Below are 24,578 nucleotides of genomic sequence, written 5' to 3'. Positions count from 1 at the left end.
GGTTGACGGCTGCTGTGGGCCGTCGCGTGGCAGAGAGACGCGCAATGTGCGGTGTCACCGCCGGCTCGCCTCGGCGCGTCGGGGCCGGGGCGATCGGGCGGCGGGTGGCGAAGGCCGGGGCGCTCAGGTGGCGATGGTCAGGGGGATGCCGGCCGTGGCGAGGGCTGCCTGCGCGCCGGGGGCGGGGGCGGCGTCGGTGATGACGGCCGCGAACTCGCCCAGACCCGCCAGGACGTGCAGCGCGGTGCGGTCGAAGCGCGCGTGGTTCACCAGAAGCGCCGAGCGTTCGGCGCAGTCCATCATCCGCCGCTTCACGCGGGTGATGTCGTCATCCATGTGGAAGGCCTGCAGCCCCGCCACCGCGGGGGCCGAGATGAAGGCCAGATCGGCGCGCAGGCCCTTCAGCGCCTCTTCCGTCACCCGCCCGATCCAGGCGTTGTACTTGGCCGAGTAGCGCCCGCCGAGCGCGATCACGGTCATGCCCGGTTCTGTCTTCAGCGCCTCGATCACCGCGTCGTTGTTGGTGATCACGGTCAGCGGCCGCCGTTCGGTCAGCATCGCGCCCAGCATCGCCGCCATCGAGCCGTCGTTGATGATCACCGTCATCCCCGGCTCGACCAGCGCGAGCGCGGCGCGGGCCATCCGCTCCTTGGCGTCGTGGCCCTGCAGCTGGCGGAAGCGGAAGTCGCTTTCGAACTGGGTGCCGGCCTCGATCGAGGCGCCGCCGCGGATCTTGCGCAACAGCCCCTCGGCCTCGAGATCGTCGAGGTCGCGGTGGATCGTCATCTTGGAAACGCCGAAGGCCCCGGCCAGCGCGTCGAGCTGGACCGAGCCTTCGCGCACCAGCTCGTCGAGGATGCGCTGCCGGCGGTCGTCGCGCTTCATGCCGCGCAGCCGTCGTGAAGAGATGCCGTCATGCGCCGCGCGCCCCGTCGGTGTCCTTGGTCCCGCGCCACCCTAACCCGCTGTGAGGGCGGGGAAAAGGGGCGCGGGACGCCGGGGTCAGTAGCGCTTGCTCATCGCTTCGAGCGGGACCGGGGTGATCTGGTCGGCATGGCCGGCGGTGCCGAAGGCTTCGAACCTTGCCTTGCACAACTCCTTCACCAGGCCCATGCCTTCCTTCAGGTATTTGCGCGGGTCGAATTCGCCGGGGTTCTGGGCCAGCACGCGGCGCACGCCGGCGGTCATCGCCATGCGGTTGTCGGTGTCGATGTTGACCTTGCGCACGCCCGAGCGGATGCCGCGCTGGATCTCTTCCACCGGCACGCCCCAGGTCGGGCGGATGTCGCCGCCGAAGTTGTTGATGACCTGCTGCAGGTCCTCGGGCACCGAGGACGAGCCGTGCATCACCAGATGCGTGTTCGGCAGGCGGCGGTTGATCTCTTCGATCACCGTCATGGCGAGGATCGCGCCGTCGGGCTTGCGGGTGAACTTGTAGGCCCCGTGCGAGGTGCCCATCGCGACGGCCAGCGCGTCGACGCCGGTTTCCCTCACGAATTTCTCGGCCTCTTCGGGATCGGTCAGCAGCTGGTCTTCCGACAGCTTGCCGGTGGCGCCGTGGCCGTCCTCCTGATCGCCCATGCCGCTTTCCAGCGAGCCGAGCACGCCCAGCTCGCCCTCGACCGAGACGCCGCAGGCATGGGCCATCTCGACCACGCGGGCGGTGATGTCGCGGTTGTAGGCATAGTCGGCCGGGGTGACGCCGTCGGCCTTCAGCGAGCCGTCCATCATCACCGAGGTGAAGCCGTGCTGGATCGCGGTGGCGCAGGTCGCGAGCGTGTTGCCGTGGTCGAGATGCATGCAGATCGGCACTTCGGGGAAGGTCGCGACCAGCCCGTCGATCAGCCGGGCCAGCAGGATGTCGCCGGCATAGCTGCGCGCCCCGCGCGAGGCGGCGAGGATCACCGGCGCGTTGGTTTCGCGCGCGGCGGAGACGATGGCGAGGCCGGTCTCCATGTTGGTGACGTTGAAGGCCGGGACGGCGTAGCCGTGTTCGGCGGCATGGTCGAGAAGCTGGCGCAGGGTGATGCGGGCCATGAGGGGTCCCCGTGGGTCGGAAGCTGGATGAGGGTGGTCCCGACCTTGCCGGGGCGGGTAGTGGGCGGGCGGTGGGCTGCGGTGGCCGCCCGCTGCCCCGGGGGGCGGCGGGCGGGCCGGTGTCAGGTGGCCGGTGTCAGGGGTGGTACTTCGCGTCGAGCGCGTCGATCGCCTGCACGTTGCCGGCGGACTTGCCCGCGGGGTCGAAGGCGGCGGTCAGGAAGGCCTCGGCGATGTCCTTGGCCAGTTCCGCGCCCACGACCCGCGCGCCCATCGTGATGATCTGCGCGTTGTTCGAGGTCGCGGCCTTGCCGGCGGAATAGGTGTCGTGGGTCTGGGCGGCGCGGATGCCCGGCACCTTGTTGGCCGAAAGGCAGACGCCGATGCCGGTGCCGCAGCACAGGATCGCGCGGTCGTAGGTGCCGTCGAGCACGCCGGCCGCAACCCGTTCCGAGAGGTTGGCATAGAAGGCGTCGGGCCCGGCCTCGGTGCGCGAGGTTTCGGTCACCTCGTAGGCGGGGTTCTGCTTCAGGTGGTCCGCGAGGATCTTCGCGAGGCCTTCTCCGGCGCTGTCGCCGGCAACCGCGATCTTCATGGGGCTTCTCCTCAGAGCTTTGCGGCGCAGCGCGCCAGGATGTCGAGATAGCCGGCCACGTCCCAGGCAGAGCGCCCGATGAAGAGGCCGTCGATATGCGGGCAGGCGATCAGTTCCTCACAGTTGCCCGTGTTGACGGAGCCGCCGTAGAGGCAGGGCACGCGGCGGCCGAGCACGTCTTCGGCCACGGCGATGATCTCTGCCTGCCGGGCGTCGGCGTAATCGGCAGTGGCGGGGATGCCGTTTTCGCCGATGGCCCAGACCGGCTCGTAGGCCAGCCAGATCTCGGCCTGCGTCTGCGCGCCGGACAGTTTCGAGAGCGCGCCGCGCACCTCGCGTTCCAGCACCTCGGCCGCGCGGCCGCTTTCACGGTCGGCGAGGGTCTCGCCGATGCAGATCAGCGGGATCAGCCCGTGGCGCACCGCGGCCTCTGTCTTCAGGCCGACGGTCTCGTCGGTTTCGCCGAAGAATTCGCGCCGCTCGGAATGGCCCAGCTCGACGATGTCGAGCCCGCAGTCGACCAGCATCGGGGCCGAGACCTCGCCGGTCCAGGCGCCGCGGTCGGCCCAGTGCATGTTCTGCGCACCGACCTTCGCCGGGGTGTCGGCCAGCATCTGCTTGACCTCGCGCACAGCGGTGAAGGGCGGGATCACGAAGCTCTGGATCCGGGGATCGAGCGGCGCGGCGGCCAGCCCCGCGGCAAAGGCGCGGGCCTCGGCCAGCGTCTTGTTCATCTTCCAGCTGGTGCCGATCCAGGCCTGGGTCATGCGTTGTCCTCCCGAGTCTTCCGGACAGAGAGATAACATTTCGGCGTGATGAAACAACATAAAAAATGTGATGTTGTTAGAATCTGATGTTACGCATAGTTTGCGCTAACAGGAGGACTTCCAGATGCTCGACACCCAGACCCTTGCGGCGAAGGCCGCGATCGACCCGCAGAATTTCGCGCTGGCCAACTGCCTGCGCGCCTTGGCCATCGATGCGGTGAACGCCGCGGACTCGGGCCACCCCGGCGCACCGATGGGCATGGCCGATGCCGCGACCGTGCTGTTCCGCAACCATCTGAAATTCGACGCCTCGGCCCCGGACTGGCCGGACCGCGACCGGTTCGTGCTGTCGAACGGCCATGCCTCGATGCTGCTTTACGGGCTGCTGCACCTGACCGGCTACGAGGACATGACCATCGGGCAGATCCGCAACTTCCGCCAATGGGGCGCGATCACCGCGGGCCATCCGGAATGGGGCCATGCCAAGGGGGTCGAGACGACGACCGGCCCGCTGGGGCAGGGGATCGCCACCGCGGTCGGCATGGCGCTGGCCGAGCGCGCGCTGGCGGCCGAGTTCCCGGGGCTGGTCGATCACCGCACCTGGGTGATGCTGGGCGACGGGTGCCTGCAGGAGGGGATCGGGCAGGAGGCGATCTCGCTGGCCGGGCACCTCGGGCTGGGCAAGCTGAACGTGCTTTACGACGACAACGACATCACCATCGACGGGGCGACCTCTGTCAGCTTTTCCGAGGATGTGCCGGCGCGGCTGCGCGCCTGCGGCTGGCATGTGGTGCGCTGCGACGGGCATGACGCGGCGGCGCTCGATGCGGCGATGGCCGAGGCGAAGGCCGAGACCGGCCGGCCGAGCCTGATCGCGATGAAGACGGTGATCGGCTTCGGGTCGCCGAACCGTGCGGGCACGGCCAAGGCGCATGGCTCGCCGCTGGGGGCGGACGAGGGCGCGTTGGCCAAGGCGGCGCTTGGCTGGACGGCGGCGCCCTTCGAGATCCCCGCGGATCTGGCGGCGGAGTGGCGGGCGATCGGGGCGCGCGGGGCCGCGGCCCGGGCCGAGTGGCAGGCGCGGCTGGACGGCTCGGCCGAGGCCGGGGCGTTTGCGCAACGGCTGTCGGGCGATCTGCCCGCGGGCTATGGCGCGGCGGTGGCGGCGGCGCGGGCGGCGCTGTTCGACGCGCCCCAGGCGGTCGCGACGCGGCGTGCGAGCCAGATCGCGCTCGAGGCGCTGGCGGCGGCGGTGCCGGCGATGATCGGCGGCTCGGCCGATCTGACCGGGTCGAACCTGACGCGGGTGCCGGCGGTCGACAGCCAGTTCACCCCGCAGGCGCCGGGGCGCTACATCGGCTATGGCGTGCGCGAATTCGGCATGGCGGCGGCGATGAACGGGCTGGCGCTGCATGGCGGGTTCCGGCCCTATGGCGGCACCTTCCTTGTCTTCTCGGACTATGCGCGCAACGCGATCCGGCTGTCGGCGCTGATGGGGCTGCCGGTCACCTACGTGATGACGCATGACTCGATCGGGCTGGGCGAGGACGGGCCGACCCACCAGCCGGTCGAGCACCTGGCCTCGTTGCGGGCGATCCCGAACCTGCTGGTGTTCCGTCCCGCCGATGCGGTCGAGACGCTGGAGGCCTGGGACATCGCGCTGCGCACGCCGGGGACGCCGGCGCTGCTGGCGCTGTCGCGGCAGGCGGTGCCGCAGCTGCGCGGGCGGGGCGACGAGAACCTGACCGAGCGCGGCGCCTATGTGATCCGCAGCTTCGGCAGCGGGCGCGATGTGACGCTGCTTGCCACCGGGACCGAGGTCGCGCTGGCGATCGAGGCGGCCGAGGCGCTGGCAGCCGAGGGCGTCGCGGTCGCGGTGGTGTCGATGCCGAGCTGGGAGCTATTCGAGGCGCAGCCCGCCGACTATCGCGCCGAGGTGCTGGGCACGGCGCCGCGGCTGGCGGTCGAGGCCGCGGGCACCTTCGGCTGGACCCGCTACGTCGCGCGGGACGAGGACGTGATCGGGCTGCGCGGCTTTGGCGCCTCGGCCCCGGCCGAGCGGCTTTACGAAGAGTTCGGCATCACCCGTGCGGCGATCGTCGCCAAGGCCCGCGCGCTGATCGGCTGAGCCTGACGAAGAAGCCCCCGCCCGGTGACGGGCGGGGGCCTTTTCATGCGGCCTTGAGACGGGCGTTTCGGTGGATCACTCCAACGCTTCGGCCATCGCGCGCAGGGTGACATGGGTCGAGCAGGCGCCCGGGTCCATGTGCCCGATCGAGCGCGCGCCCAGCTTGGCCGAGCGTCCGCGGCGGCTTTCGATATCCGCGGTCGCCTTGGCGCCGGCCTCGGCCGCGTCGCGGGCCGCGATCAGCACCGCGTGCTCGTCCGCGCCGGCGGCGGCGGCGGCGACGGCCGCTTCGGCCGCCGGAAGCCAGGCGTCGATCATGGTCTTGTCGCCCGGGGCGGCGCCGCCGCGCGACAGGATCCCGTCGCACATGCCCTTCACCCAGGCCGCCATCGCGGTGCCGTCCAGCGCCAGCCGGTCCTCGACCGCCGCCGCCGCGCCGCGGAAGGCCGAGGCATAGAGCGGCCCCGACGAGGCCCCGACCGCGGTCAGGAAGGCCTGGGCCATGTCCTCGCAGGTTTCCGAGATCAGCCGGTCCTCGGGCAGGGTGTCGAGCACCTTCGACACCGCGGTCCAGCCGATGTCCATGGTCACGCCGTGGTCGCCGTCGCCGATCACGCCGTCAAGCTGCGAGAGCCAGTCCTTGTTCTCGCGGATCGCGGCGGCGATGGCGCGCATCTGGGCCACGAAGCGGTCGGGCGTGACGCTGCCGCCGGTGGCGAGGGTGGCGCGGTCGCGGCGGGTTGCAGCCTCGGCGGTCTTCACCCGGCGCGGCGAGAGGCGGCTGCCGGTCGAGGGCGCCTGCGGCGCGCCGACCACGAGGCCCGGCGTGTGGCAGGGATGGTCGAGCAGCGGCGTCAGCTGGTCGTCGAGCTTCAGCAGCGTGACCGAGGCGCCGGCCATTTCCAGCGAGGTCGCGTATTCGCCGACCCAGCGGGCGTGAATGTCGACCCCGCGCGCGTCGAGGATCTGCTTCACCCGGCGGAAGATCACGAACAGTTCGAGCGGGGTGGTCGCGCCCAGCCCGTTGACCAGCACCGCGACCCGGTCGCCCGTGGCCAGCGCCAGTTCTTCAAGGATCGGGGCCATCAGCGCATCGGTCACCGCATCGGCGGGGGCGAGCTTTTCGCGCCGGATCCCGGGCTCGCCATGGATGCCCATGCCGATTTCCATCTCGTCGGCGCCCAGCTCGAAGTTCGGGGTGCCGGTCTGCGGCAGCGAGCAGGCGCCAAGCGCCACGCCCATCGAGCGGCACATCGCGTTGGCGTGCTGCGCAAGCTCGACCACGCGGTCGAGACGTTCGCCGGTATCGGCGGCGGCACCGGCGATCTTGAAGACGAAGAAGTCGCCGGCGATGCCGCGGCGCTCGCCCTTGCGGGCGAGGGGGGCGGAGGCGACGTCATCGGCCACCGCGACCTGGCGGGTGGGGGTGCCTTCGGCCTCGAGCGCCTCGAGCGCCATGGTGAAGTTCAGCACGTCGCCGGTGTAGTTGCCGTAGAGCAGCACGACGCCCGCCCCGCCGTCGACGGCGCGGCCGGCCTCGGCGATATGTTCGGGCGAGGGCGAGGCGAAGACGTTGCCCACCGCCGCGGCATCGGCGAGGCCGCGCCCTACATAGCCCGCGAAGGCCGGTTCATGGCCCGAGCCGCCGCCGATGACGATGCCGACCTTGCCGTCGCGGGGGCCGTCCTTGGCCACGATGGCGCGGCCAGTCGCGCCGGCAGTGGTCAGGATGTCGGGATAGGCGCCGAGGAATCCCTCGATGAACTCGGGGATGATGTCCTCGGGCGCGTTGATCAGCTTCTTGGTCTTGGTGGTCATGGCTCCTCCGGACATGGGTCACCGAATGGTGTGCGAGTCGGCGGCGCTCCTCCGCGCTGCCGTCCTGCATTCTGCATACACTATAATTTAGACAGACATGCAATGATTACCCGGCACCAGCCGCTTCGCGGCGGCGACGGTGCGGGCAAGCCAGACATGTTCCTCGGCGCGGGTGGCGGCCATGTCCTCGGGTCTGTGGGGCAGCCAGTGTTCGAGGATCACGCTCATGTCGGGATCGCGGTCCGCCAGCGCTTCGATCACCTCGGACAGTTCCGCCCGGCCCTCGCCCAGCGGCGTGCCGTGGATGCGGAAGCCCACGCCATAGGGATCGGGGGTGATCTCGTAATCCTTGAAGTGCAGGTTGATCGCGTAGGGGGCGAGCATCCGCACCGTGGTCATCGGCCATTCGCCGGCGCAGATCGAGTTCGCCACGTCGAGGCAGACCCCGAGCGCCTCGTCGGAGACGGCGTCGAGCAGCTGCACCATGCGCGGCGAGGGGTAGTTGAAGTGGTTCTCGATAGCGAAGCGCAGGCCCGCGCGCTTGCCGTCGGGCAGAAGTTCGCGGATCTGGGCGGCAAGCTCGGGCACCGGGATCAGCGCGTCCTCGGCATCGAGCGCGACGCGCAGGATGTTCGAGCCGATGCGTTCGCCGATCGGGATGTAGCGGGCGAGTTCGGCGGCGTCGAAGCTTTGGGTGCCGAGTTCCAGCGTCATGCCGTAGCTGTCGGCGCGGGCCTTCAGCGCGAGATGCTCCTCGGGTGAGAGCCGGTCGAGCGGCAGGTTGTCGGCATATTGCACGACGGCAAGGCCGTGGGCATGGGCGGCTTCCAGCACTTCCATCGCCGTCATCGGCACCGGGGGCTGCTGGTCCTTGATGCCGATCGACCAGCGGAAGGCATAGCTGCCAAGGCCGAGTTTCATGGTCGTCTCCTCCCAGAGGGTCCGCGCGCCCGGCGAGGGCGCGCGGGACAGGATCAGTGGATCAGCGAGCCGCCGTTCACGTCGACTTCCGACCCGGTCACGTAGGACGACAGGTCCGAGGCGAGGAACAGCGCGCAGCCCGCGACATCCTCGGCGGTGCCGGCGCGGCCCATCGGGATACCGTCGAGCACCGCGGCGCGCATCTCGTCGGTCAGCTTGCCGGCGGTGATGTCGGTGGCGATGAAGCCCGGGCAGATCGCGTTGACGCGGACGTTGAAGGGCGCCATCTCGCGCGCGCAGGCCTTGGTCAGCCCGAGGACGCCGGCCTTGGCGGCCGAATAGTGCGGGCCGCCGAAGATGCCGCCGCCGCGCTGGGCCGAGACCGAGGACATGTTGACGATCTTGCCGGCCTTGTTGGCCTTCATGTGCGGGATCACGGCCTGGGTGCAGTAGAGCGTTCCGCGCAGGTTGACGTCGAGCACGGCGTCATAGTTCGCGGGCGCGATCTCCATGAACTTCAGCGGCTGGGTGATGCCGGCGTTGTTCACCAGGATGTCGATGCGGCCCCATTTGGCGATGAGCGCGTCCATGACCTTCTGCACGCCGTCCAGATCGGTGACGTTGCAGGCCATGCCGACATGGTTCGGGCCGAGGTCGGCCGCGGCTTCCTTGGCCTGCGCCTCGTCGAGGTCGAGGATGGCGACGGTCGCGCCGTGGTCGGCGAAGAGCTTCGCGGTGGCCTTGCCGAGGCCGCGTTTCGAGGCAGCACCGGTGATGACGGCGAATTTGCCCTCGAGCAGAGCAGTTCCCATTGGTTCCTCCCTTGGGATCGTGTGGCCGGGGCGGCGATGCCGGGGCCCGGCCGGAGTGGTGACAGGGGTGGGGGGCGTCAGAGCCAGTCGCGGATCTGGCGCCCGATCGCGGCGGTCGAGATGCCGTAGCGGTCGTGCAGCGTCGGCAGGGCGCCGGCGTCGAGGAAGCGGTCGGGCAGGCCGATCATCCGGAACGCGGGCGTCACGCCGTTGGTCAGAAGCGCGCCCGCCACCGCCTCGCCCAGACCGCCGACGACGGTGTGGTTCTCGGCGGTGACCACGAGGCGCCCGGGCTTGCCGGCCTCGGCCAGGATCGTTTCCACGTCGAGCGGCTTGATCGTCGGGCAGTGCAGCACGCCGACCGAGATCCCGTCCTTCTCCATCTCGACCGCGGCGTCGAGCGCGCGCATCGTCATGAAGCCCGACGAGATCACCAGCGCGTCCTTGCCGTCGCGCAGGAGTTTCGCCTTGCCCAGCTCGAACTTGTAGTCCGGGCAGTGCTTGCGGATCACCGAGGGCACGGCGCCGCGCAGCAGGCGCATGTAGACCGGGCCTTCATGCGCGGCGATGGCGGGGACCGCCTCGGCCACGTCGATCGCGTCGCAGGGATCGACGATGGTCATGTTCGGCAGGCCGCGGAAGATCGCCAGATCCTCGGTCGCCTGGTGGCTGGGGCCGTAGCCGGTGGTCAGGCCCGGCAGGGCGCAGACGATCTTGACCGGCAGGTATTCCTCGGCGATGGCCATGGCGATGAAGTCGTAGGCCCGGCGCGAGGCGAAGACGGCATAGGTGGTGGCGAAGGGCATGAAGCCTTCGCGCGCCATGCCGGCGGCGGCCGAGATCATCACCTGTTCGGCCATGCCCATCTGGTAGAACCGGTCGGGGAAGGCCTTCGCGAAGACGTGCAGGTCGGTGTATTTCGCGAGGTCGGCGGTCAGGCCGACGATGCGGTCGTTCTTCTGCGCCTCTTTCACCAGCGCATGGCCGAAGGGCGCGGGGACCGCGTCATAGCCTTCGGCGGCGAGCGAGGCGATCATCGCCGAGGTGCGGCCGCCCTCGCCCGGTTTCGGGGGCGTGCGGGGGGTCCATTTGCGGTGCGGATCGTATTTGGTCATGGCGCTTACTCCGCTTTCACTCGGGCCGGGTCGCGTCGAGATGCGCGAGCGCCTTCTGCCATTCATCGGCTTCGACGCGGACGAAATGGGTGATCTCGCGCTCTTCGAGGAAGGGCACGCCCTTGCACATCAGCGTGTCGCAGATGATCACCCGCGGCTTCGGCTCGCGCAGGGCGCGGGCGGTGTCGAAGGCCTCGACCAGCGCCGCCATGTCGTTGCCGTCGACGCGCTGGACATGCCAGCCGAAGGCGGCCCATTTCTCGGGCAGCGGTTCCGAGGACAGGGTCTGGGTCGACTTGCCGTCGGCCTGCTGGTCGTTGAAGTCGATCAGGCAGATCAGGTTGTCGAGCTTGTGGTGCGCGGCCGACATCGCCGCCTCCCAGGTCGAGCCTTCGCCCAGTTCGCCGTCCGACATCAGGTTGTAGACGAAGGCCGGGTTCTTCTTAGCCTTCAGCCCCAGCGCCATGCCGACGCCGATGCCCAGGCCCTGACCCAGCGAGCCGCCGGTGATCTCCATCCCCGGCGTGTAGGCGGCCATGCCCGACATCGGCAGGCGCGAGTCGTCGGTGCCGTAGGTCTCGAGCTCGGTCTCGGGCAGGATCCCCGCCTCGATCAGCGCGGAATAGAGCGCGATGGCGTAGTGCCCGATCGACAGAAGGAAGCGGTCGCGCCCTTCCCATTCGGGATCCTCGGGCCGGAATTCCAGCGCGTGGAAGTAGGATACGGCCAGCACGTCGGCGACGCCGAGCGCCTGGCCGACATAGCCCTGCCCCTGCACTTCGCCCATGCGCACGGCCTTGCGCCGGATTTCCCAGGCGCGGCGCGCAAGACTGGTGTTCGACAGCTGAGCTGCCGCACTGCGTTCGGTCATGTCTCCTCCCTCGGTCCGGGGCACCGGGGCGCCCGCGTCCCCTTTTGATGCGCCTTGGGATGGACGGCAGCAATTAAGCAAATCGAACGATCTGTTAAGCAGAGCTTAGGTGACGTGGGCGGGCGGATCGGTAAGGGTCAAGCCTGACAGACGGGGAGGACGTCTGGCGGAGGAGCGGGGCGGCGCGTCGATTTGCGTCGCCGTCAGGGGAGAGGCGCGGTGACGCCCGTATCCCCATTGCGTCCGGGCGGTCCCCCCATGTCATTGATGACGCGAGTCAAAGGGAGGAGACCGTATGAATCTTCGTCATTTCTTCGCCGCGGTGAGCACCGCTGCGCTTTTCGCGATCCCGGCCGGGGCGCAGACGTTCCAGCTGTCGCACAACGCGGCGCCGGGCAACCCCAAGGACGTGGCCTCGCAGAAGTTCGCCGAGCTGGTGAAGGAAAAGTCGGGCGGCAAGATGACCGTTGACGTCGGCGGCTCGGCCCAGTTCGGGGACGATGCCGAGACCATCACCAACATGCGCCTGGGCACGATGGCCTTCTCGGCCAACTCGCAGGGCACCACCTCGGGCGTCGTGCCCGAAATCGCGCTGCTGGGTCTGCCGTTCCTGTTCCAGAGCCTGGACCAGGCCGAGGCGGTGATGGACGGCCCCGTCGGTGACGAGATCGCCAAGGCCGCCGAGGCGCAGGGACTGGTGGTGCTGGCCTGGTGGAACAACGGCATCCGCGAGACCTCGAACTCGAAGCATCCGATCACCAAGCCCGACGATCTGAAGGGCATGAAGATCCGCACGCCCCCCGATCCGATGACCATCGACATCTTCACCGCGCTTGGCGCCTCGCCGACGCCGATGGCCTTCTCGGAGCTGTACATCGCGCTGCAGCAGGGCGTGGTCGACGGGCAGGAAAACCCGCTGATCAACATCTATTCGTCGAAGCTGCACGAGGTGCAGCCCTATATCTCGATGACCAACCACAAGTACGAATCGACGCCGTTCCTGGCCTCGAAGGTGGTGTTCGACGCGCTGTCGCCCGAGGATCAGAAGATCATCCGCGAAGCCGCGGACGAAGCCGGCAAGGTCAACCGCGACATGGTGAAGGAGCAGTCGGGCGAGCTGCGCGGCAAGCTCGAGGCCGCGGGCATCAAGGTCAACGACGTCGATCCGGCGCCCTTCGTCGAGGCGACGCAGCCGGTCTACGACAAGTGGCGCCAGCAATATCCGAAACTGGTGGACGAGCTTGTCGCGGCCGCCAAGGCAGCAAAGAGCCAATGATGGCAGCTGACAGCATCAAGGCTGGCACGGCCAAGGCGGGACATCCCGCCTTGCGCCTGGCCAATGCGATCGGAAAGGTCATCGACGTGGTGGCCATGACGATCGCCATCGCCTGCATCGTCGTGATGTTCTTCTCGCTGATGCTGGAAGTCATCGTCCGTTACGTCACCCATACCGGCCTTGGCTGGCCGAACGAGATCCCGAACCTGCTGTTCCCCTGGCTGATCATGGGGGGCATCGTGCTGGCCGCGCAGCGCGGCGCGCATATCGCCGCCGAGGCGATCCGCGGCTTCCTGTCGCCGGTGCAGCTGCGGATCCTGATGATGGGCATCCACCTGCTGGTCGCGGTGGCCTTCGCCTTCCTCGCGCAGCTGTCGCTGCAGGTGATCGCGATCACCCGCATGCAGGTCTTCCCGATCACCGGGCTTGGCCAGTCCTGGGCCTACATGTCGATGCTCTTCGGCTTCTGGGGCATCGCGCTTTCGTCCCTCGTCAACCTCGTGCGGGTGGCCTTCGCCGCCGACCCGAGCGCGGTGCAGCACACCGATCCGGAGCACATGACATGACCTTCATCATGACCGGGATGTTCTTCCTGCTGCTGGCGCTGTCGGTGCCGGTGGGCTACGGGCTGATCGTCGCCGCCGGCTCGGCGATCCTGATCAACGGCGGCCAGCCGACGGTTCTGGCGGTGGTCAAGCTGTTCCAGCCGACGCAGAGCTTCCCGCTGCTGGCGATCCCGTTCTTCATCCTGTCCGGCTCGCTGATGATGTCGGGCACGCTGGGCCAGAAGCTGGTGAGCTTCGCCGCAGCCCTCGTCGGACGTTTCCACGGCGGCATCGGCCAGGTGACGGTCGTCGGCTGCACGATCTTCGGCGGCGTGTCGGGCTCTGCCGTGGCCGAAGCCTCGGCGCTCGGATCGATGCTGATCCCGTGGCAGAAGAAGGAAGGCTATCCGGCGGGCTTCGCCGCCGCGGTGACCGCTGCCTCGGCCGTCATCGCCGGGTTGATCCCGCCCTCGATCGCGCTGATCCTATATTCAACCGTCTCCAACGTCTCGATCGCGGCGCTGTTCTCGGCGGCGATCCTGCCCGGCCTGCTGCTGGCGGGCGGCTACATGACGGTTTGCTACGTCTCTGGCCGGGTGCGCGGCTTCCCGCGGCTGGGCAAGGAGGCGGGGCTCGCCTCGCTGCTGCCGACGCTGAAATCGGCGCTGCCCGCGCTGTTGATGCCGCTGTTCATCGTCGTGCTGCTGCGCGCCGGCATCGCCACGCCGACCGAGGTTTCGGTCATCGCGGTCTTCTACGCGCTGGTCGTCAGCACCGTCTTCTACCGCGACCTGACGATCACCCGGCTGTTCCACGCGCTGAAGGACACGATCCTGACCACGGGCATCGTGATGCTGGTGATCCTGGCCTCGAACCTGGTCGGCCATGTGCTGATCACCGAGCGGATCCCCGCCACCGTCGCCACCTGGTCGATGGAGACGCTGAAGGAGCCGTTCCTGATCATCCTGATGATGAACCTCATCATGCTGGTCGTGGGCATGTTCCTGGACCTGCCGGCCGCGATCCTGCTGCTGGGCCCGACCTTCGTCGCCATCGGCAACGCGATCGGCATGGATCTGGTGCAGATGGGCGTGATGATCACCGTCAACCTGTCGATCGGTCTCTTCACCCCGCCGATCGGCACCACGCTCTTCGTCGCCGCGGCCATCGCCAAGGTGCCGATCGGGACGGTGGTGAAGGAGCTCTGGCCCTTCTACCTCGTGGCGGCCGGCGTGCTGATCATCGTCTCGTACATTCCGTTCCTGACCTTCTACTGAGGCGATGAAGATGAGCGACGCAAAGACCATCGCCTTCGTCGGACTGGGCTCGATGGGCCTGCCGATGGCGACCAACCTCGTGAAGGCGGGGCACCGGGTGCGGGGCTTCGACATGCGCGAGGCCGCCATGGACGCGCTGGCGGCCGAGGGGGGCGAACGCCCCGCCTCGCTCGCCGCGGCCTGCGAGGGCGCCGGGGTGCTGGTGCTGATGGTGGTGAACGCGGCGCAGGCGCGCGGCGTTCTGATCGGGGCGGGGGCGCTGGCGGCCCTGCCCGAGGGGGCGCATGTCTGCCTGATGGCGACCTGCCCGCCCGACGAGGTTGCGACGCTGGCGGCCGAGGTCGCGGCGGCGGGCCGGGTCTTCGTCGACTGCCCGGTGTCGGGCGGCGTCGTCGGCGCGAAGGCCGGCACGCTGACGATCATGGCCGGCGCCGCGACACCGGCGTTCGAGGCGGTGGCCCCGGTGCTGCGGGTGATGGGCGACAAGCTTTATCACTGCGGGACCGAGCCGGGGCAGGGCGCGGCGGTGAAGGCGATCAACCAGCTTCTGTGCGGCGTGCATCTTGCCGCCGCGGGCGAGGCGATGGCGCTGGGGCAGAAGGCCGGCGTCGACACCGCGACGCTGCTGGAAATCGTCTCTGGCTCGGCGGCGTCGAGCTGGATGCTGAAGGACCGCGGGCCGCGGATGCTAATGGACGAGCCGCCGGTGACCTCGGCGGTGGACATCTTCGTCAAGGATCTGGGCATCGCGCTGGCGGCGGGCCGGGCGGCGGGCATGGGCCTGCCGCTGGCCGCAGCCGCCCACCAGATGTTCCTCGCGGAAAGCGGCGCGGGGAACGGGGCGCTCGATGACAGCAAGGTCGTCGCCGCCTACCGGCGTCTGAACGGGATCGGCTGATCCCCGGCGCCACCGGCCGGGAGGTCCTCCTCCCGCGCTTCCCGGCCCTGTCCGCCCGCCACCTCGTCCGGAGCCTCCTCCCGCCGGACCGGGTGGCGGGCGTGACGCCTGCAGCGGCTTGACGCGCGCCGGCCCCCTGCCTCTTGTGGGGCCCTGCACGGACCGGAGGCGCAGATGCCGATCAGCCCCAACCTCAATTGCCTGGCCTATTTCGAGGCGGTCGCCCGCACCGGCCGGGTGTCGCTGGCCGCGGCCGAGCTTGGCGTGTCGCCCGCGGCGGTCAGCCAGCAGCTGCGCCAGCTGGAAGAGCAGTGGGGGGTGCGCCTCTTTCGCCGCACCGACCGCAAGCTGACCCTCACGCTGGACGGCGAGCGGCTGTTCCAGACCACCACCGCCGCCTTCCGCATGATCCGCGGCGCCCGCGCCGCCGTGCTGCGCCAGCGCGACAGCCGCCAGCTTTCGGTGCGCTCCAGCCCCAGCTTCGCGGTGCGCTGGCTGACGCCGCGGCTGAAGGGGTTCCTTGACGCGAACCCGGACTGGGGCGTGCGGGTCGATGCGACCCCCGACTTCTCGGATTTCGAGACCGAGGTGATCGACCTCGACCTGCGCTATGGCTCGGGCAGCTGGGAGGGCTTGCAGACCGAGATGGTGGTGAACGACTTCGTGCTGCCGATGTGCAGCCCCGAGTATCGCGACCACCTGCGGGGCCTGTCCGACGACCCGGCGGTGCAGCTGGGGCAGGCGCGGCTGATCCATTCGGTAAAGGCGCTCTATCAGTGGGATCTGTGGCTGGCGGTGCATGGCATCGACCGCCCCGAAGAGATGGCGCCGCTGCGCTTCGACCGCTCGTCGATGGCGATCCAGCTGGCGCGGGACGGGGCGGGGCTGATCCTCGATTCCGCGACGCTGGCGCATGAGGATCTGGAGCGCGGCACGCTGGTGCCGCTGTCGCCGGCCTTTGCGGTGGTCGAGTTCCCGGCCTATTGGATCGTCTGCCCGCCGCGCCACACCAACCGGCGGATCGTGCGGCTGTTCAGCGACTGGATGCGGCACGAGGGGCAGCTTTACGACACCGGGATCCGGGCGCTGCTGGACGGGCTGGGCTGCCGGCTGCGGATCGCCGACGAGGGTGAGCCGGGGCTGCTGTGACCGGTCCGCGCCGCCGCTGCGGAGATTGTTATTGCTGGAAAATGCCGCGTCTCTGGCAGATTTGACCAAGTGTCGGGCCTGCGGCGCCGCAGGGGCGGCAAATGGGTTGTGGCCCTGTCGCGCCGGTCGTAAGCGAGGAGCGACGCAGCGCAGAGGCAAGAGATGAGCATCGATCCGGCACTGTCCGAAGCGGCCCTTGCGGCCCTGTTCCAAGAGGCCCGCACCCAGAACGCCTGGGCGGAGCGGCCGCTGCCCGCGGGCACGGCCGAGCGGCTGTGGGATGCGGTGAAGATGGGGCCGACCTCGGCCAACTGCCTGCCGGGGCGGCTTCTGTTCATCGAAAGCCCCGCGGCCAAGGCGCGGCTCGAGCCGCTGATGTCCTCGGGCAACCGTGCGAAGACGATGGCTGCGCCGATGACGGTGATCGTCTGTCAGGACATGGCCTTCTACGACAAGCTGCCCGAGCTGTTCCCGCATGTGGACGCCCGGCCGTGGTTCACCGGCTCGCCCGAGAAGATCCGCGACACCGCGGCGCGGAATTCGACGCTGATGGGCGGCTACCTGATCCTTGCGGCGCGGGCCATGGGTCTGGACTGCGGGCCGATGTCGGGCTTCGATGCCGCGGGGGTCGCCCGCGAATTCCTTGACGGCACCGGCTGGGAGCCGAACTTCATGGTCAATATCGGCTATGGTGATCCGGCGGGCGTGCAGGCGCGCCTGCCGCGGCTGGCCTTTGCCGATGCCTGCCGCATCCTCTAGCCGCTTCCCCCGGCCGCCTTTCTGGAAGGAACCGCCATGCTGACCGAAGACCACGTCGCCCGCGAACTGTTCCGCGACGGCATGTCCCGTCTGGCGGGGGCGGTCAACATCGTGACCACGATGGCCGAGACCGGGCCGGTGGGGTTCACCGCCTCGGCCGTCTGTTCGGTCTCGGACCAGCCGCCGACACTGCTGGTCTGCGTCAACAACGGCTCCTCCGTGGCGCCGGCGTTCCGGGCCGCGCAGTCGCTTTGCGTCAACACCGTCGGGCCGCGCTATGCCGAGCTTGCGCGGCTGTTCGGCGGCAGGACCCCGATGGCCGACCGCTTCGCGCAGTCGGTCTGGCATGACGGGATCACCGGCGCCCCGATGCTGGACGAGGCGCTGGTCTCGTTCGACTGCCGGGTGAGCGAACGGGCCGAGGTCGCGACTCATTCGGTGCTGTTCTGCCGGGTGGTCGATGTGCGGATGTCGGTCGAGGACCTGCGCGCCAGCGTCTGGTTCGGCCGCAGGTTCCACGAGCTGGACTGACGCAGCCGCGGCAGGGGCGCTGTCTGCGGGACGGGCTGTTCCTCAGCCCTGCGCGAGCGTGGCGACGCGGCGCAGGCCCAGCCGATAGCCCTCGGTCCCGCAGCCGGCGATCACGCCGTCGGCGCGCAGGCTGACATAGGAGTGGTGGCGGAAGGCCTCGCGCTTGTGGACGTTCGAGATATGCACCTCGATCACCGTCCCCTCGAAGGCGTTCAGCGCGTCGAGCACCGCGACAGAGGTATGGGTGAGGGCGGCGGGGTTGATCACGATGCCGACGGCCGCTTCGCGCGCCTCGTGGATCCAGTCGACGATCTGGCCTTCCCAGTTCGACTGCAGGAACCGCAGTTCGAGCCCCAGTTCGCTGGCAAGGGCGGTGCAGTCGCGTTCGACATCGGCCAGCGTCTCGTGGCCGTAGATATGCGGCTGGCGCTTGCCGAGAAGGTTCAGGTTGGGTCCGTTCAGGACATAGACGAGCTTCGTCATGGGGCTATCCGGCGTTTGGGAGCCGCGCCCGTCAGCGGATGCGGCGACGCCGGACCTTTGCCCAACGTCGCCGGATTGCCAAGCCGAAGCTTGCGCTCAGCGCAGGGCGCCGACCGCGCCGCCGGCAACCGCGCCGGCCGCCACGTTGTTGTTCGTCGCCGCCGCCAGACCGCCACCGATCAGCGCGCCGGTGCCGACACGCATGCCCTTCGAGTTGCCACAGGCCGCAAGGCCGATGACCGAAAGGCAGGCGACGATCAGAATACCACGTTTCATAGTGTCCTCCACGGGATGGTCCTTGGCCCCCAACTGCGCAGGGGCGATCCGGTTCCCGCCCGTGGCGCCACTCTTGTGGCCGCTCTTGTCGCCACTCTTGTCGCCGGGCCGTCGCGCGCCTATAAGGGCCGCCCCGGTCGCAGCCTACCCGGGTAACAAAACAAGGGTCCCTATGAAAACGCTCGTCATCTGCTCCGGCGGACTGGATTCGGTGTCGCTCGCCCATGTCACGGCGGCCGAAGGCCGGCTGTCGCGCCTTGTCTCCTTCGACTACGGCCAGCGCCACGCGAAGGAGGTCGACTTCGCCCGTGCCGCCGCCGCGCGGCTGGGCGTGCCCTTCCACCTGATCGACCTGCGCGCGATCGGTGCCGCGCTGACCGGCTCGGCGCTGACCGACGATGTGGCGGTGCCCGACGGGCACTACCGCGAAGAGACCATGCGGATCACCGTGGTCCCGAACCGCAACGCGATCATGCTGACCGTGGCTTTCGGCGTCGCCGCGGCGCAGGGCGACGGTGCGGTCGCGACCGCCGTGCATGGCGGCGACCACTTCATCTATCCCGACTGCCGCCCGGCCTTCACCGAGGCTTTCGACGCCATGCAGCGCGCGGCGCTTGACGGCTATGCCGATGTGCGGCTGGTGACGCCCTTCGTGCATCGCTCGAAGACCGACATCGTCACCGCCGGCGCCGCGGTCGGCACGCCCTTCGCCGAGACCTGGTCCTGTTACAAGGGCGGCGAACGCCACTGCGGGCGCTGCGGTACCTGCGTCGAGCGGCGCGAGGCCTTCCACATCGCCAGCGTCGCGGACCCGACCGATTACGAGGATCCCGATTTCTGGGCCGAGGCCGTGGCGCGCAAGGCCGCAGAAGATCAGGAGACGGGCCGTGTATAGGATCGCCAAGGAATTCGCCTTCTCGGCCTCGCACCAGCTGCACGGGCTGGCCGAGGATCATCCCTGCGCGCGGTTGCACGGGCACAACTATGTCGTGGTGGTCGAGCTTGCCGCGCCCGATCTCGACGCGGTGGGCTTCGTGCGCGACTACCGCGAGCTGTCGGCGCTGAAGCGCTACATCGACGACAGCTTCGATCACCGGCACCTGAACGAGGTGCTGGACGGCAACCCCACGGCAGAACGGCTGGCGAAGCATTTCCACGACTGGGCGGCGGCGCGCTGGCCCGAGGTGGTGGCGGTGCGGGTGTCCGAGACGCCGAAGACCTGGTCGGAGTATCGCCCGTGACCCTGCGCATCGCCGAGATCTTCGGCCCCACCGTGCAGGGCGAGGGCGCGCTGATCGGCGAGCCCACGGTCTTCGTGCGCGCCGGCGGCTGCGATTATCGCTGTTCGTGGTGCGACAGCCTGCACGCGGTCGACAGCGCCTTCCGCGCGACATGGGCGGCGATGGAGCCCGAAGAGATCTGGGCCGAGGTCGAGAGCCTGTCGGGCGGGGTGCCGCTGACGGTGTCCATCTCGGGCGGGAACCCGGCGATCCAGGACTTCTCGGGACTGATTGCGCTGGGGCGGGCCAAGGGCTATCGCTTCGCCTGCGAGACGCAGGGCTCTGTCGCGAAGCCGTGGTTCGCGGATCTTGCCATGCTGGTCCTCAGCCCGAAGCCGCCGTCGAGTGGCGAGAGCCCGGACTGGGCGGCCTTCGACGCCTGTCTTGCGGCCTCTGGCGCGGCGCCGAAGGCGCTGAAGATGGTGATCTTCGACCGCGCGGATTTCGACTGGGCGCGCGGGGTGGCCGAGCGCTATCCGGACCTGCCCCTGTTCCTGCAGCCCGGCAATCCCGAGGTCGACCCGGAATTGCCGGTCGATCCGCAGCGGCTGGCCGACCGGCTGTTGTGGCTGGTCGAGGCGGTGACGGAGGCGCGCTGGTTCCGGCCGCGGGTGCTGCCCCAGATGCATGTGCTGATCTGGGGCAACCGGCGCGGGGTGTAGCTCAGCGCCGCTCGTGCGCCAGCGCCATCTCCTCGAGGCTGCGGCCCTTGGTCTCTTCGACCAGCCGCCAGACGAAGAAGAACGAGACCAGCGCGCTGAGCGCGTAGAGCGCATAGGCCAGGTCGAGGCCGACGGCGGCGAGGATCGGGAAGGTCGTCGAGACCACGAAATTCGCCAGCCATTGCGCGGCCCCGGCAAGACCGAGACCCATGCCGCGGATCCGGTTCGGGAACATCTCGCCCAGCAGCACCCAGACCGCGGGGCCCCAGCTGGCGCCGAAGCCTATGATGAAGACATTGGCCGCGACCAGTGCCACCGTGCCCCAGGGCTGCGGCAGGCTGACGGCACCGCCTTCGGTCACCGCATAGCTGAAGGACCAGGCCATCGCGCCAAGGCTCAGCGTCATCAGCGCCGAGCCCCAGAGCAGCAGCCTGCGCCGGCCGATCGAGTCGATCAGCAGGATCGCCACCACCGTCGCCGCGACATTGGTGATCGACATGATGACCGAGATCAGGAAGCTGTCGCTTTCCTGGAACCCGACCGAGCGCCAGAGCGTGGTCGAGTAGTAGAAGATCACGTTGATCCCCACGAGCTGCTGGAACACCGACAGGATGATCCCGAGCCAGACCACCGGCAGGAAATAGGCGCGGCCCCCCGTCAGGTCGCGGAAGGACTTGCGCGCCTCGGCGCTGACGGTGCCGCGGATCTCTTCGATCTTCTCGGCCAGCCGCGCGGGGCTGGCGATGCCGACGACGCGCGACAGGATCTCGCGCGCTTCCTCGGTCCGGTTCTTCTCGACCAGGTAGCGCGGGCTTTCGGGCAGGCCCATCGCCAGCAGGCCGTAAAGCGCCGCCGGCAGCAGTTCCGACAGGAACATCCAGCGCCAGGCGGTCAGGCCCATCCACATCTCGCCCGCGGCGCCGCCGGCGATGCGCGCGAAGATCGCGCTGACCAGAAGGGCGAGGAAGATCCCCAGCACGATGGCCATCTGCTGCAGCGTGCCCAGCCGCCCGCGGTGTTCCGAAGGCGAGACCTCGGCGATGTAGGCCGGCGCGATCACCGAGGCGAACCCAACGCCGACCCCGCCGACGACGCGCCACAGGATCAAGTCCCAGACGCCGAAGGCCAGCCCCGAGCCGAGCGCCGAGACCGCCAGCAGCACCGCGGCCACCACCATGGTGCGCACCCGTCCCAGCCGTTCGGCGCAGACGCCCGCGTACCAGGCGCCGACCATCGCGCCCAGCAGCGCGCAGGAGACGGTGAAGCCGATCGCGGCGGCCGACAGGCCGAACTCGTCGCGCACCGCGTCGACGGTGCCGTTGATGATCGAGCTGTCATAGCCGAACAGGAAGCCGCCGAGGGCGGCGGTGCCGGTGCTGAGCACGAGTTGGCGCGACAGGATGCCGTCGCGCCCGCGCTCGGTCGCGGGCGTCGTCAGGGTCACGTGGGGATCCTTTCCATTGGGGAGGCGGAGGAGGGTTCCGTTTCGCCGCAAGATGGCCCGGTCACGGCCCCGGTCAATGGTTTGGCGGCGGCTGGCGCGGGGCCTTGCGTCGCGTCAGCCGGGCGGATGCAGGCGGGGCGCGGGGTGGTCGAAGCTGGGCCGCCCGGCCTTCAGCCCCCAGAGCGGGCGGGCGATGGTCGCGACCGCCTCGGCCCCGTTGCGCGCGGGCAGCAGCACGAGGTCGGCGGGGGCGCCCTCGGCGATCGCCGGGGCGCGGCCCAGCAGCGCGGCGGGGGCATCGGTCACCATCCGGAAGGCGCGGTCGAGATCGGCCTCGGACCCCAGCTGGCAGACGTTGGCGTAAAGGTTCGCCATCCGCGACAGCGAGCCGTCGCCGAAGGGGGTGAAGGGGTTCAGCACGTTGTTGGTGGCGATGGTCGCGCAGACGCCGCAGTCCTGCGCGCGATGCGCCGGGGCAAGCCCGCGCGGCACGTTGTGGTCATGGGCGCGGCCGGTGATGAAGAGGTCGGTGGCGGGCAGCACGGTCAGCGCGATCCCGGCGTCGGCCAGAAGAGCGAAGCTTTCCGCCAGCCGGTCCGGCGGCAGCGCCGAGAGCTTGGTCACATGCCCGACCGCAACCCGGCCCTGCCAGCCCCGCGCGACGGTCTGGCGCGCGACCTCGTCGAGATGGCGCCAGCTGGGGTCGAGGTCGAAGTCGAGGTGGAAGTCCAGATCCACGTCGATGTCGCGCGCCATGTCGAACAGCAGCGCGATCTGCCCCGCGGGGTCGCTGTCGGTATAGGGACAGCCGCCCAGCAGGTCGGCGCCCTCCGACAGGGCCTGGCGCAGCAGCGCCTCGGTCCCCGGCAGGTTCAGCAGGCCCTCTTGCGGGAAGACGCAGATCTGCAGGTCGATCCCCCATGCATAGTCCGCCTTCAGCCGCCGCACCGCGCGGAAGCCCGCAAGGCCGATCGTCGGGTCGATCTCGACCTGGGTGCGCACGAGGTTGGTGCCCTGTCCGATCGCCATGTCCAGCACGCGCGCGCCGCGGGCGTAGACATCGGCCTCGGTGAAGTCGCGCTTGGCGGCGCTGACTGCGGCGATGGCCCCGGCCAGCGTGCCCGCCGGGTTCGCGGCGCGGTCCATCAGGCAGGCCTTGTCGAGATGCAGATGGCTGTCGGTGAAGCCGCGGATCAGAAGCTGGCCGCCTGCCGCGCGTTCGGGGGCCGGGCTGTCGATCCGCGGCGCGATCGCGGCGATGTGGCTGCCGGCGATGCCGATGTCCATCGGGAGGGTGTGGCCGTCGATCCGGGCCTGCCGGATCACGAGGTCGAGGGTCATGGCGCCGTCCTGTCTGCTTGCCCGATGCTTCGGGCAGCGGCGCGGCGATGTCCAGCCTGTTGAAAAGGCTGCGGGGAAAAGACGACGGGCGCCCGCTGGGGGCGCCCGCCGGGGTCGGGGAGGACCCTGTTCCGTGTCAGTCGGCGCTGGCCTCGTTCAGGCGCAGCCCGGCGGGGGCGCCCTTCAGCTCGCGATGCGGGGCGGCCGTCGCCGTGGCATCGCCGTTCAGCGCCGCGTTCAGGGCATCGCGGTCCAGCGCGCCGTGCCAGCGGCTGACGACGATCGTGGCGACCGCGTTGCCGATGAAGTTGGTCAGCGAGCGGCATTCCGACATGAAGCGGTCGACGCCGAGGATGATCGCCATGCCGGCGACCGGCACCGTCGGCACCACCGAAAGCGTGGCGGCGAGGGTGATGAACCCGGCACCGGTGACGCCCGCGGCGCCCTTCGACGACAGCATCGCGACCGCCATCAGCAGCAGCTGCTCTTCGAGGCCGAGGTGGGTGTTCGTCGCCTGGGCGATGAACAGCGCGGCCAGCGTCATGTAGATGTTGGTGCCGTCGAGGTTGAACGAGTAGCCGGTCGGGACCACGAGACCCACGACGGGACGCGCGCAGCCGGCCTTTTCCATCTTCTCCATCAGCGAGGGCAGCGCCGATTCCGACGACGAGGTGCCCAGCACCAGCAGCAGTTCGGCCTTCAGGTAGGCGATCAGCTTGACGATCGAGAAGCCGTTGGCACGGGCCACCGCGCCCAGCACGACGAAGACGAAGAGCAGCGAGGTCAGGTAGAAGGTGCCTACCAGCGCGGCAAGGTTCACCACCGAGCCGATGCCGTATTTGCCGATGGTGAAGGCGAAGGCGCCGAAGGCACCGATCGGGGCGGCCTTCATCAGGATGTCGACGACGCGGAACATCGCCTGGCTGACGGCCTCGAGGAAGGACACGACGGGCTTGGCCTTCTCGCCGATCAGGATCAGCGCGATGCCGAACAGGATCGCCACGAACAGCACCTGCAGGATGTTGCCCTGCGTGAAGGCGCCGACCAGCGTCGTCGGGATGATGTCCATGAGGAAGCCGGTGACGGTCGTCTCATGCGCCTTGGTGGCGTAGTCGTTGACCGCGGTCGCGTCGAGCGTGGCCGGGTCGATGTTCATGCCCGCGCCGGGATGCACGACGTTGGCGACGATCAGGCCGACGATCAGGGCGAGCGTCGAGAAGGTCAGGAAGTAGGCGAAGGCCTTGCCCACCACCGAGCCGACGCCCTTGAGCGAGCCCATGCCGGCGAGGCCGGTGGCGATGGTCAGGAAGATCACCGGGGCGATGATCATCTTCACCAGCTTGATGAAGGCATCGCCGAAGGGTTTCATCGCAGCGCCGGTCTGCGGATAGAAGTGACCCAGCAGCGCCCCGAGCGTGATCGCGCAGAGAACCTGGAAATAGAGCTGCCGGTAGAACGGGCGCGGCTTGCGCGCCACGGCGGACTGGTCGATCTGCATGAAGGCTCCTCCACCTGCGATGACACTTTCGTGTCGAAAAGCATACAGAGCCGCGTCACAGAGGTGAAAAAGGCGGCGCAAACCGGCAATGCGTT

25 protein-coding genes are annotated in these 24,578 nt (G+C 69.3%); 11 read left to right on the top strand and 14 right to left on the bottom strand.

The genetic code is table 11. From position 1 onward, the window contains the following. Nucleotides 1–123: 123 nt before the first annotated feature. The 4 genes from V8J36_RS14665 to V8J36_RS14650 all read right to left on the bottom strand — a co-directional run bounded on the left by V8J36_RS14665 (nucleotide 124) and on the right by V8J36_RS14650 (nucleotide 3,399). The gene (locus V8J36_RS14665; RefSeq protein ID WP_336468058.1) at nucleotides 124–885 is read right to left on the bottom strand and encodes a DeoR/GlpR family DNA-binding transcription regulator; all 762 of its coding nucleotides are present in this window, start codon (nucleotides 883–885) and stop codon (nucleotides 124–126) included. A gap of 117 nt (nucleotides 886–1,002) precedes the next feature. Then, complete coding sequence (gene fba / locus V8J36_RS14660) at nucleotides 1,003–2,037, bottom strand: class II fructose-bisphosphate aldolase (RefSeq protein WP_336468057.1); 1,035 nt, start codon at nucleotides 2,035–2,037, stop codon at nucleotides 1,003–1,005. Nucleotides 2,038–2,173: 136 nt separating this feature from the next. After that, the gene (derI, locus tag V8J36_RS14655; RefSeq protein ID WP_336468056.1) at nucleotides 2,174–2,632 is read right to left on the bottom strand and encodes a D-erythrulose-4-phosphate isomerase; all 459 of its coding nucleotides are present in this window, start codon (nucleotides 2,630–2,632) and stop codon (nucleotides 2,174–2,176) included. Nucleotides 2,633–2,643: 11 nt separating this feature from the next. Continuing rightward, nucleotides 2,644–3,399 carry a triose-phosphate isomerase gene (locus V8J36_RS14650; protein ID WP_336468055.1) on the bottom strand — a complete coding sequence of 252 codons (756 nt, stop codon included), beginning with the start codon at nucleotides 3,397–3,399 and terminating at the stop codon, nucleotides 2,644–2,646. A 124-nt stretch (nucleotides 3,400–3,523) separates the two neighbouring features. On the opposite strand from V8J36_RS14650, the gene tkt reads away from it, so the two are divergent. Beyond that, nucleotides 3,524–5,527 (top strand): transketolase, encoded by a 2,004-nt coding sequence (gene tkt / locus V8J36_RS14645; protein WP_336468054.1) that lies wholly within the window; start codon nucleotides 3,524–3,526, stop codon nucleotides 5,525–5,527. A gap of 75 nt (nucleotides 5,528–5,602) precedes the next feature. Here the strand turns inward: tkt and dhaL are convergent, their stop codons facing one another. The 5 genes from dhaL to V8J36_RS14620 form a co-directional block, all read right to left on the bottom strand. Continuing rightward, complete coding sequence (gene dhaL, locus V8J36_RS14640; protein WP_336468053.1) at nucleotides 5,603–7,345, bottom strand: dihydroxyacetone kinase subunit DhaL; 1,743 nt, start codon at nucleotides 7,343–7,345, stop codon at nucleotides 5,603–5,605. Between the two features lie 87 nt (nucleotides 7,346–7,432). Beyond that, nucleotides 7,433–8,266, bottom strand: coding sequence for a sugar phosphate isomerase/epimerase family protein (locus V8J36_RS14635; protein WP_336468052.1), 834 nt, complete (start codon nucleotides 8,264–8,266; stop codon nucleotides 7,433–7,435). Between the two features lie 53 nt (nucleotides 8,267–8,319). Further along, the gene (locus tag V8J36_RS14630) at nucleotides 8,320–9,078 is read right to left on the bottom strand and encodes an SDR family NAD(P)-dependent oxidoreductase (protein ID WP_336468051.1); all 759 of its coding nucleotides are present in this window, start codon (nucleotides 9,076–9,078) and stop codon (nucleotides 8,320–8,322) included. Nucleotides 9,079–9,155: 77 nt separating this feature from the next. Further along, nucleotides 9,156–10,193 (bottom strand): transketolase family protein, encoded by a 1,038-nt coding sequence (locus V8J36_RS14625; RefSeq protein WP_336468050.1) that lies wholly within the window; start codon nucleotides 10,191–10,193, stop codon nucleotides 9,156–9,158. A gap of 16 nt (nucleotides 10,194–10,209) precedes the next feature. After that, nucleotides 10,210–11,064 (bottom strand): transketolase, encoded by an 855-nt coding sequence (locus tag V8J36_RS14620; RefSeq protein ID WP_336468049.1) that lies wholly within the window; start codon nucleotides 11,062–11,064, stop codon nucleotides 10,210–10,212. 295 nt (nucleotides 11,065–11,359) lie between these two features. Here V8J36_RS14620 and V8J36_RS14615 point away from each other — a divergent pair, with 295 nt between their 5' ends. The 7 genes from V8J36_RS14615 to V8J36_RS14585 all read left to right on the top strand — a co-directional run bounded on the left by V8J36_RS14615 (nucleotide 11,360) and on the right by V8J36_RS14585 (nucleotide 17,499). Beyond that, on the top strand, nucleotides 11,360–12,340 hold the full coding sequence (locus V8J36_RS14615; protein WP_336468048.1) for a TRAP transporter substrate-binding protein: 981 nt from the start codon (nucleotides 11,360–11,362) through the stop codon (nucleotides 12,338–12,340). Next, complete coding sequence (locus tag V8J36_RS14610; RefSeq protein ID WP_336468047.1) at nucleotides 12,340–12,906, top strand: TRAP transporter small permease; 567 nt, start codon at nucleotides 12,340–12,342, stop codon at nucleotides 12,904–12,906. Before V8J36_RS14615 ends, V8J36_RS14610 begins: the two co-directional genes overlap by 1 nt. Beyond that, nucleotides 12,903–14,162 carry a TRAP transporter large permease gene (locus tag V8J36_RS14605; protein ID WP_336468046.1) on the top strand — a complete coding sequence of 420 codons (1,260 nt, stop codon included), beginning with the start codon at nucleotides 12,903–12,905 and terminating at the stop codon, nucleotides 14,160–14,162. The genes V8J36_RS14610 and V8J36_RS14605 overlap by 4 nt, the downstream gene beginning before the upstream one ends. 10 nt (nucleotides 14,163–14,172) lie before the next feature. Beyond that, nucleotides 14,173–15,060, top strand: coding sequence for an NAD(P)-dependent oxidoreductase (locus V8J36_RS14600; protein ID WP_336468045.1), 888 nt, complete (start codon nucleotides 14,173–14,175; stop codon nucleotides 15,058–15,060). Nucleotides 15,061–15,234: 174 nt separating this feature from the next. Further along, the gene (locus V8J36_RS14595) at nucleotides 15,235–16,209 is read left to right on the top strand and encodes a LysR family transcriptional regulator (RefSeq protein WP_336468044.1); all 975 of its coding nucleotides are present in this window, start codon (nucleotides 15,235–15,237) and stop codon (nucleotides 16,207–16,209) included. Between the two features lie 162 nt (nucleotides 16,210–16,371). Beyond that, nucleotides 16,372–16,968 (top strand): malonic semialdehyde reductase, encoded by a 597-nt coding sequence (locus tag V8J36_RS14590; RefSeq protein ID WP_336468043.1) that lies wholly within the window; start codon nucleotides 16,372–16,374, stop codon nucleotides 16,966–16,968. 36 nt (nucleotides 16,969–17,004) lie between these two features. Next, nucleotides 17,005–17,499 (top strand): flavin reductase, encoded by a 495-nt coding sequence (locus V8J36_RS14585; protein WP_336468042.1) that lies wholly within the window; start codon nucleotides 17,005–17,007, stop codon nucleotides 17,497–17,499. 42 nt (nucleotides 17,500–17,541) lie between these two features. Here V8J36_RS14585 and aroQ read toward each other — a convergent pair whose 3' ends face one another. Together aroQ and V8J36_RS14575 are read right to left on the bottom strand one after the other, a co-directional pair. After that, entirely contained in the window at nucleotides 17,542–17,982 is a 441-nt protein-coding gene (gene aroQ / locus V8J36_RS14580) for a type II 3-dehydroquinate dehydratase (RefSeq protein ID WP_336468041.1), read from the bottom strand. A gap of 96 nt (nucleotides 17,983–18,078) precedes the next feature. Continuing rightward, on the bottom strand, nucleotides 18,079–18,258 hold the full coding sequence (locus tag V8J36_RS14575) for a hypothetical protein (protein WP_336468040.1): 180 nt from the start codon (nucleotides 18,256–18,258) through the stop codon (nucleotides 18,079–18,081). 172 nt (nucleotides 18,259–18,430) lie between these two features. Here V8J36_RS14575 and queC point away from each other — a divergent pair, with 172 nt between their 5' ends. Genes queC through queE form a run of 3 tightly spaced genes read left to right on the top strand, consistent with a single transcriptional unit; the run spans nucleotide 18,431 to nucleotide 20,200 of the window. Continuing rightward, nucleotides 18,431–19,153 carry a 7-cyano-7-deazaguanine synthase QueC gene (queC, locus tag V8J36_RS14570; protein ID WP_336468039.1) on the top strand — a complete coding sequence of 241 codons (723 nt, stop codon included), beginning with the start codon at nucleotides 18,431–18,433 and terminating at the stop codon, nucleotides 19,151–19,153. After that, nucleotides 19,146–19,499 (top strand): 6-pyruvoyl trahydropterin synthase family protein, encoded by a 354-nt coding sequence (locus V8J36_RS14565; protein ID WP_336468038.1) that lies wholly within the window; start codon nucleotides 19,146–19,148, stop codon nucleotides 19,497–19,499. The genes queC and V8J36_RS14565 overlap by 8 nt, the downstream gene beginning before the upstream one ends. Then, nucleotides 19,496–20,200 carry a 7-carboxy-7-deazaguanine synthase QueE gene (gene queE / locus V8J36_RS14560; protein ID WP_336468037.1) on the top strand — a complete coding sequence of 235 codons (705 nt, stop codon included), beginning with the start codon at nucleotides 19,496–19,498 and terminating at the stop codon, nucleotides 20,198–20,200. Before V8J36_RS14565 ends, queE begins: the two co-directional genes overlap by 4 nt. Before the next feature lies 1 nt (nucleotide 20,201). Here the strand turns inward: queE and V8J36_RS14555 are convergent, their stop codons facing one another. From V8J36_RS14555 to V8J36_RS14545, 3 genes are all read right to left on the bottom strand, one after another. Further along, a complete protein-coding gene (locus V8J36_RS14555; protein ID WP_336468036.1) occupies nucleotides 20,202–21,644 on the bottom strand; it encodes a sugar porter family MFS transporter in 1,443 nt (480 codons plus the stop codon). Between the two features lie 114 nt (nucleotides 21,645–21,758). Continuing rightward, on the bottom strand, nucleotides 21,759–22,985 hold the full coding sequence (locus V8J36_RS14550) for an amidohydrolase family protein (protein WP_336468035.1): 1,227 nt from the start codon (nucleotides 22,983–22,985) through the stop codon (nucleotides 21,759–21,761). Between the two features lie 136 nt (nucleotides 22,986–23,121). Then, on the bottom strand, nucleotides 23,122–24,483 hold the full coding sequence (locus V8J36_RS14545; RefSeq protein WP_336468034.1) for a dicarboxylate/amino acid:cation symporter: 1,362 nt from the start codon (nucleotides 24,481–24,483) through the stop codon (nucleotides 23,122–23,124). Nucleotides 24,484–24,578: the final 95 nt, after the last annotated feature.

It is taken from the genome of Frigidibacter sp. MR17.14 (assembly GCF_037095735.1).
GTDB lineage: Bacteria > Pseudomonadota > Alphaproteobacteria > Rhodobacterales > Rhodobacteraceae > Frigidibacter.
The sequence above is the reverse complement of the archived record's forward strand: the minus strand, read 5'-3'. Positions and strand labels throughout refer to the sequence as shown.

What these genes read in the sequence shown, in the direction of transcription:
- V8J36_RS14665 (WP_336468058.1), bottom strand. Translation starts at nt 885, where the DNA reads ATGAAGCGCGACGACCGCCGGCAGCGCATCCTCGACGAGCTGGTGCGC.
- fba (WP_336468057.1), bottom strand. Translation starts at nt 2,037, where the DNA reads ATGGCCCGCATCACCCTGCGCCAGCTTCTCGACCATGCCGCCGAACAC.
- derI (WP_336468056.1), bottom strand. Translation starts at nt 2,632, where the DNA reads ATGAAGATCGCGGTTGCCGGCGACAGCGCCGGAGAAGGCCTCGCGAAG.
- V8J36_RS14650 (WP_336468055.1), bottom strand. Translation starts at nt 3,399, where the DNA reads ATGACCCAGGCCTGGATCGGCACCAGCTGGAAGATGAACAAGACGCTG.
- tkt (WP_336468054.1), top strand. Translation starts at nt 3,524, where the DNA reads ATGCTCGACACCCAGACCCTTGCGGCGAAGGCCGCGATCGACCCGCAG.
- dhaL (WP_336468053.1), bottom strand. Translation starts at nt 7,345, where the DNA reads ATGACCACCAAGACCAAGAAGCTGATCAACGCGCCCGAGGACATCATC.
- V8J36_RS14635 (WP_336468052.1), bottom strand. Translation starts at nt 8,266, where the DNA reads ATGAAACTCGGCCTTGGCAGCTATGCCTTCCGCTGGTCGATCGGCATC.
- V8J36_RS14630 (WP_336468051.1), bottom strand. Translation starts at nt 9,078, where the DNA reads ATGGGAACTGCTCTGCTCGAGGGCAAATTCGCCGTCATCACCGGTGCT.
- V8J36_RS14625 (WP_336468050.1), bottom strand. Translation starts at nt 10,193, where the DNA reads ATGACCAAATACGATCCGCACCGCAAATGGACCCCCCGCACGCCCCCG.
- V8J36_RS14620 (WP_336468049.1), bottom strand. Translation starts at nt 11,064, where the DNA reads ATGACCGAACGCAGTGCGGCAGCTCAGCTGTCGAACACCAGTCTTGCG.
- V8J36_RS14615 (WP_336468048.1), top strand. Translation starts at nt 11,360, where the DNA reads ATGAATCTTCGTCATTTCTTCGCCGCGGTGAGCACCGCTGCGCTTTTC.
- V8J36_RS14610 (WP_336468047.1), top strand. Translation starts at nt 12,340, where the DNA reads ATGGCAGCTGACAGCATCAAGGCTGGCACGGCCAAGGCGGGACATCCC.
- V8J36_RS14605 (WP_336468046.1), top strand. Translation starts at nt 12,903, where the DNA reads ATGACCTTCATCATGACCGGGATGTTCTTCCTGCTGCTGGCGCTGTCG.
- V8J36_RS14600 (WP_336468045.1), top strand. Translation starts at nt 14,173, where the DNA reads ATGAGCGACGCAAAGACCATCGCCTTCGTCGGACTGGGCTCGATGGGC.
- V8J36_RS14595 (WP_336468044.1), top strand. Translation starts at nt 15,235, where the DNA reads ATGCCGATCAGCCCCAACCTCAATTGCCTGGCCTATTTCGAGGCGGTC.
- V8J36_RS14590 (WP_336468043.1), top strand. Translation starts at nt 16,372, where the DNA reads ATGAGCATCGATCCGGCACTGTCCGAAGCGGCCCTTGCGGCCCTGTTC.
- V8J36_RS14585 (WP_336468042.1), top strand. Translation starts at nt 17,005, where the DNA reads ATGCTGACCGAAGACCACGTCGCCCGCGAACTGTTCCGCGACGGCATG.
- aroQ (WP_336468041.1), bottom strand. Translation starts at nt 17,982, where the DNA reads ATGACGAAGCTCGTCTATGTCCTGAACGGACCCAACCTGAACCTTCTC.
- V8J36_RS14575 (WP_336468040.1), bottom strand. Translation starts at nt 18,258, where the DNA reads ATGAAACGTGGTATTCTGATCGTCGCCTGCCTTTCGGTCATCGGCCTT.
- queC (WP_336468039.1), top strand. Translation starts at nt 18,431, where the DNA reads ATGAAAACGCTCGTCATCTGCTCCGGCGGACTGGATTCGGTGTCGCTC.
- V8J36_RS14550 (WP_336468035.1), bottom strand. Translation starts at nt 22,985, where the DNA reads ATGACCCTCGACCTCGTGATCCGGCAGGCCCGGATCGACGGCCACACC.
- V8J36_RS14545 (WP_336468034.1), bottom strand. Translation starts at nt 24,483, where the DNA reads ATGCAGATCGACCAGTCCGCCGTGGCGCGCAAGCCGCGCCCGTTCTAC.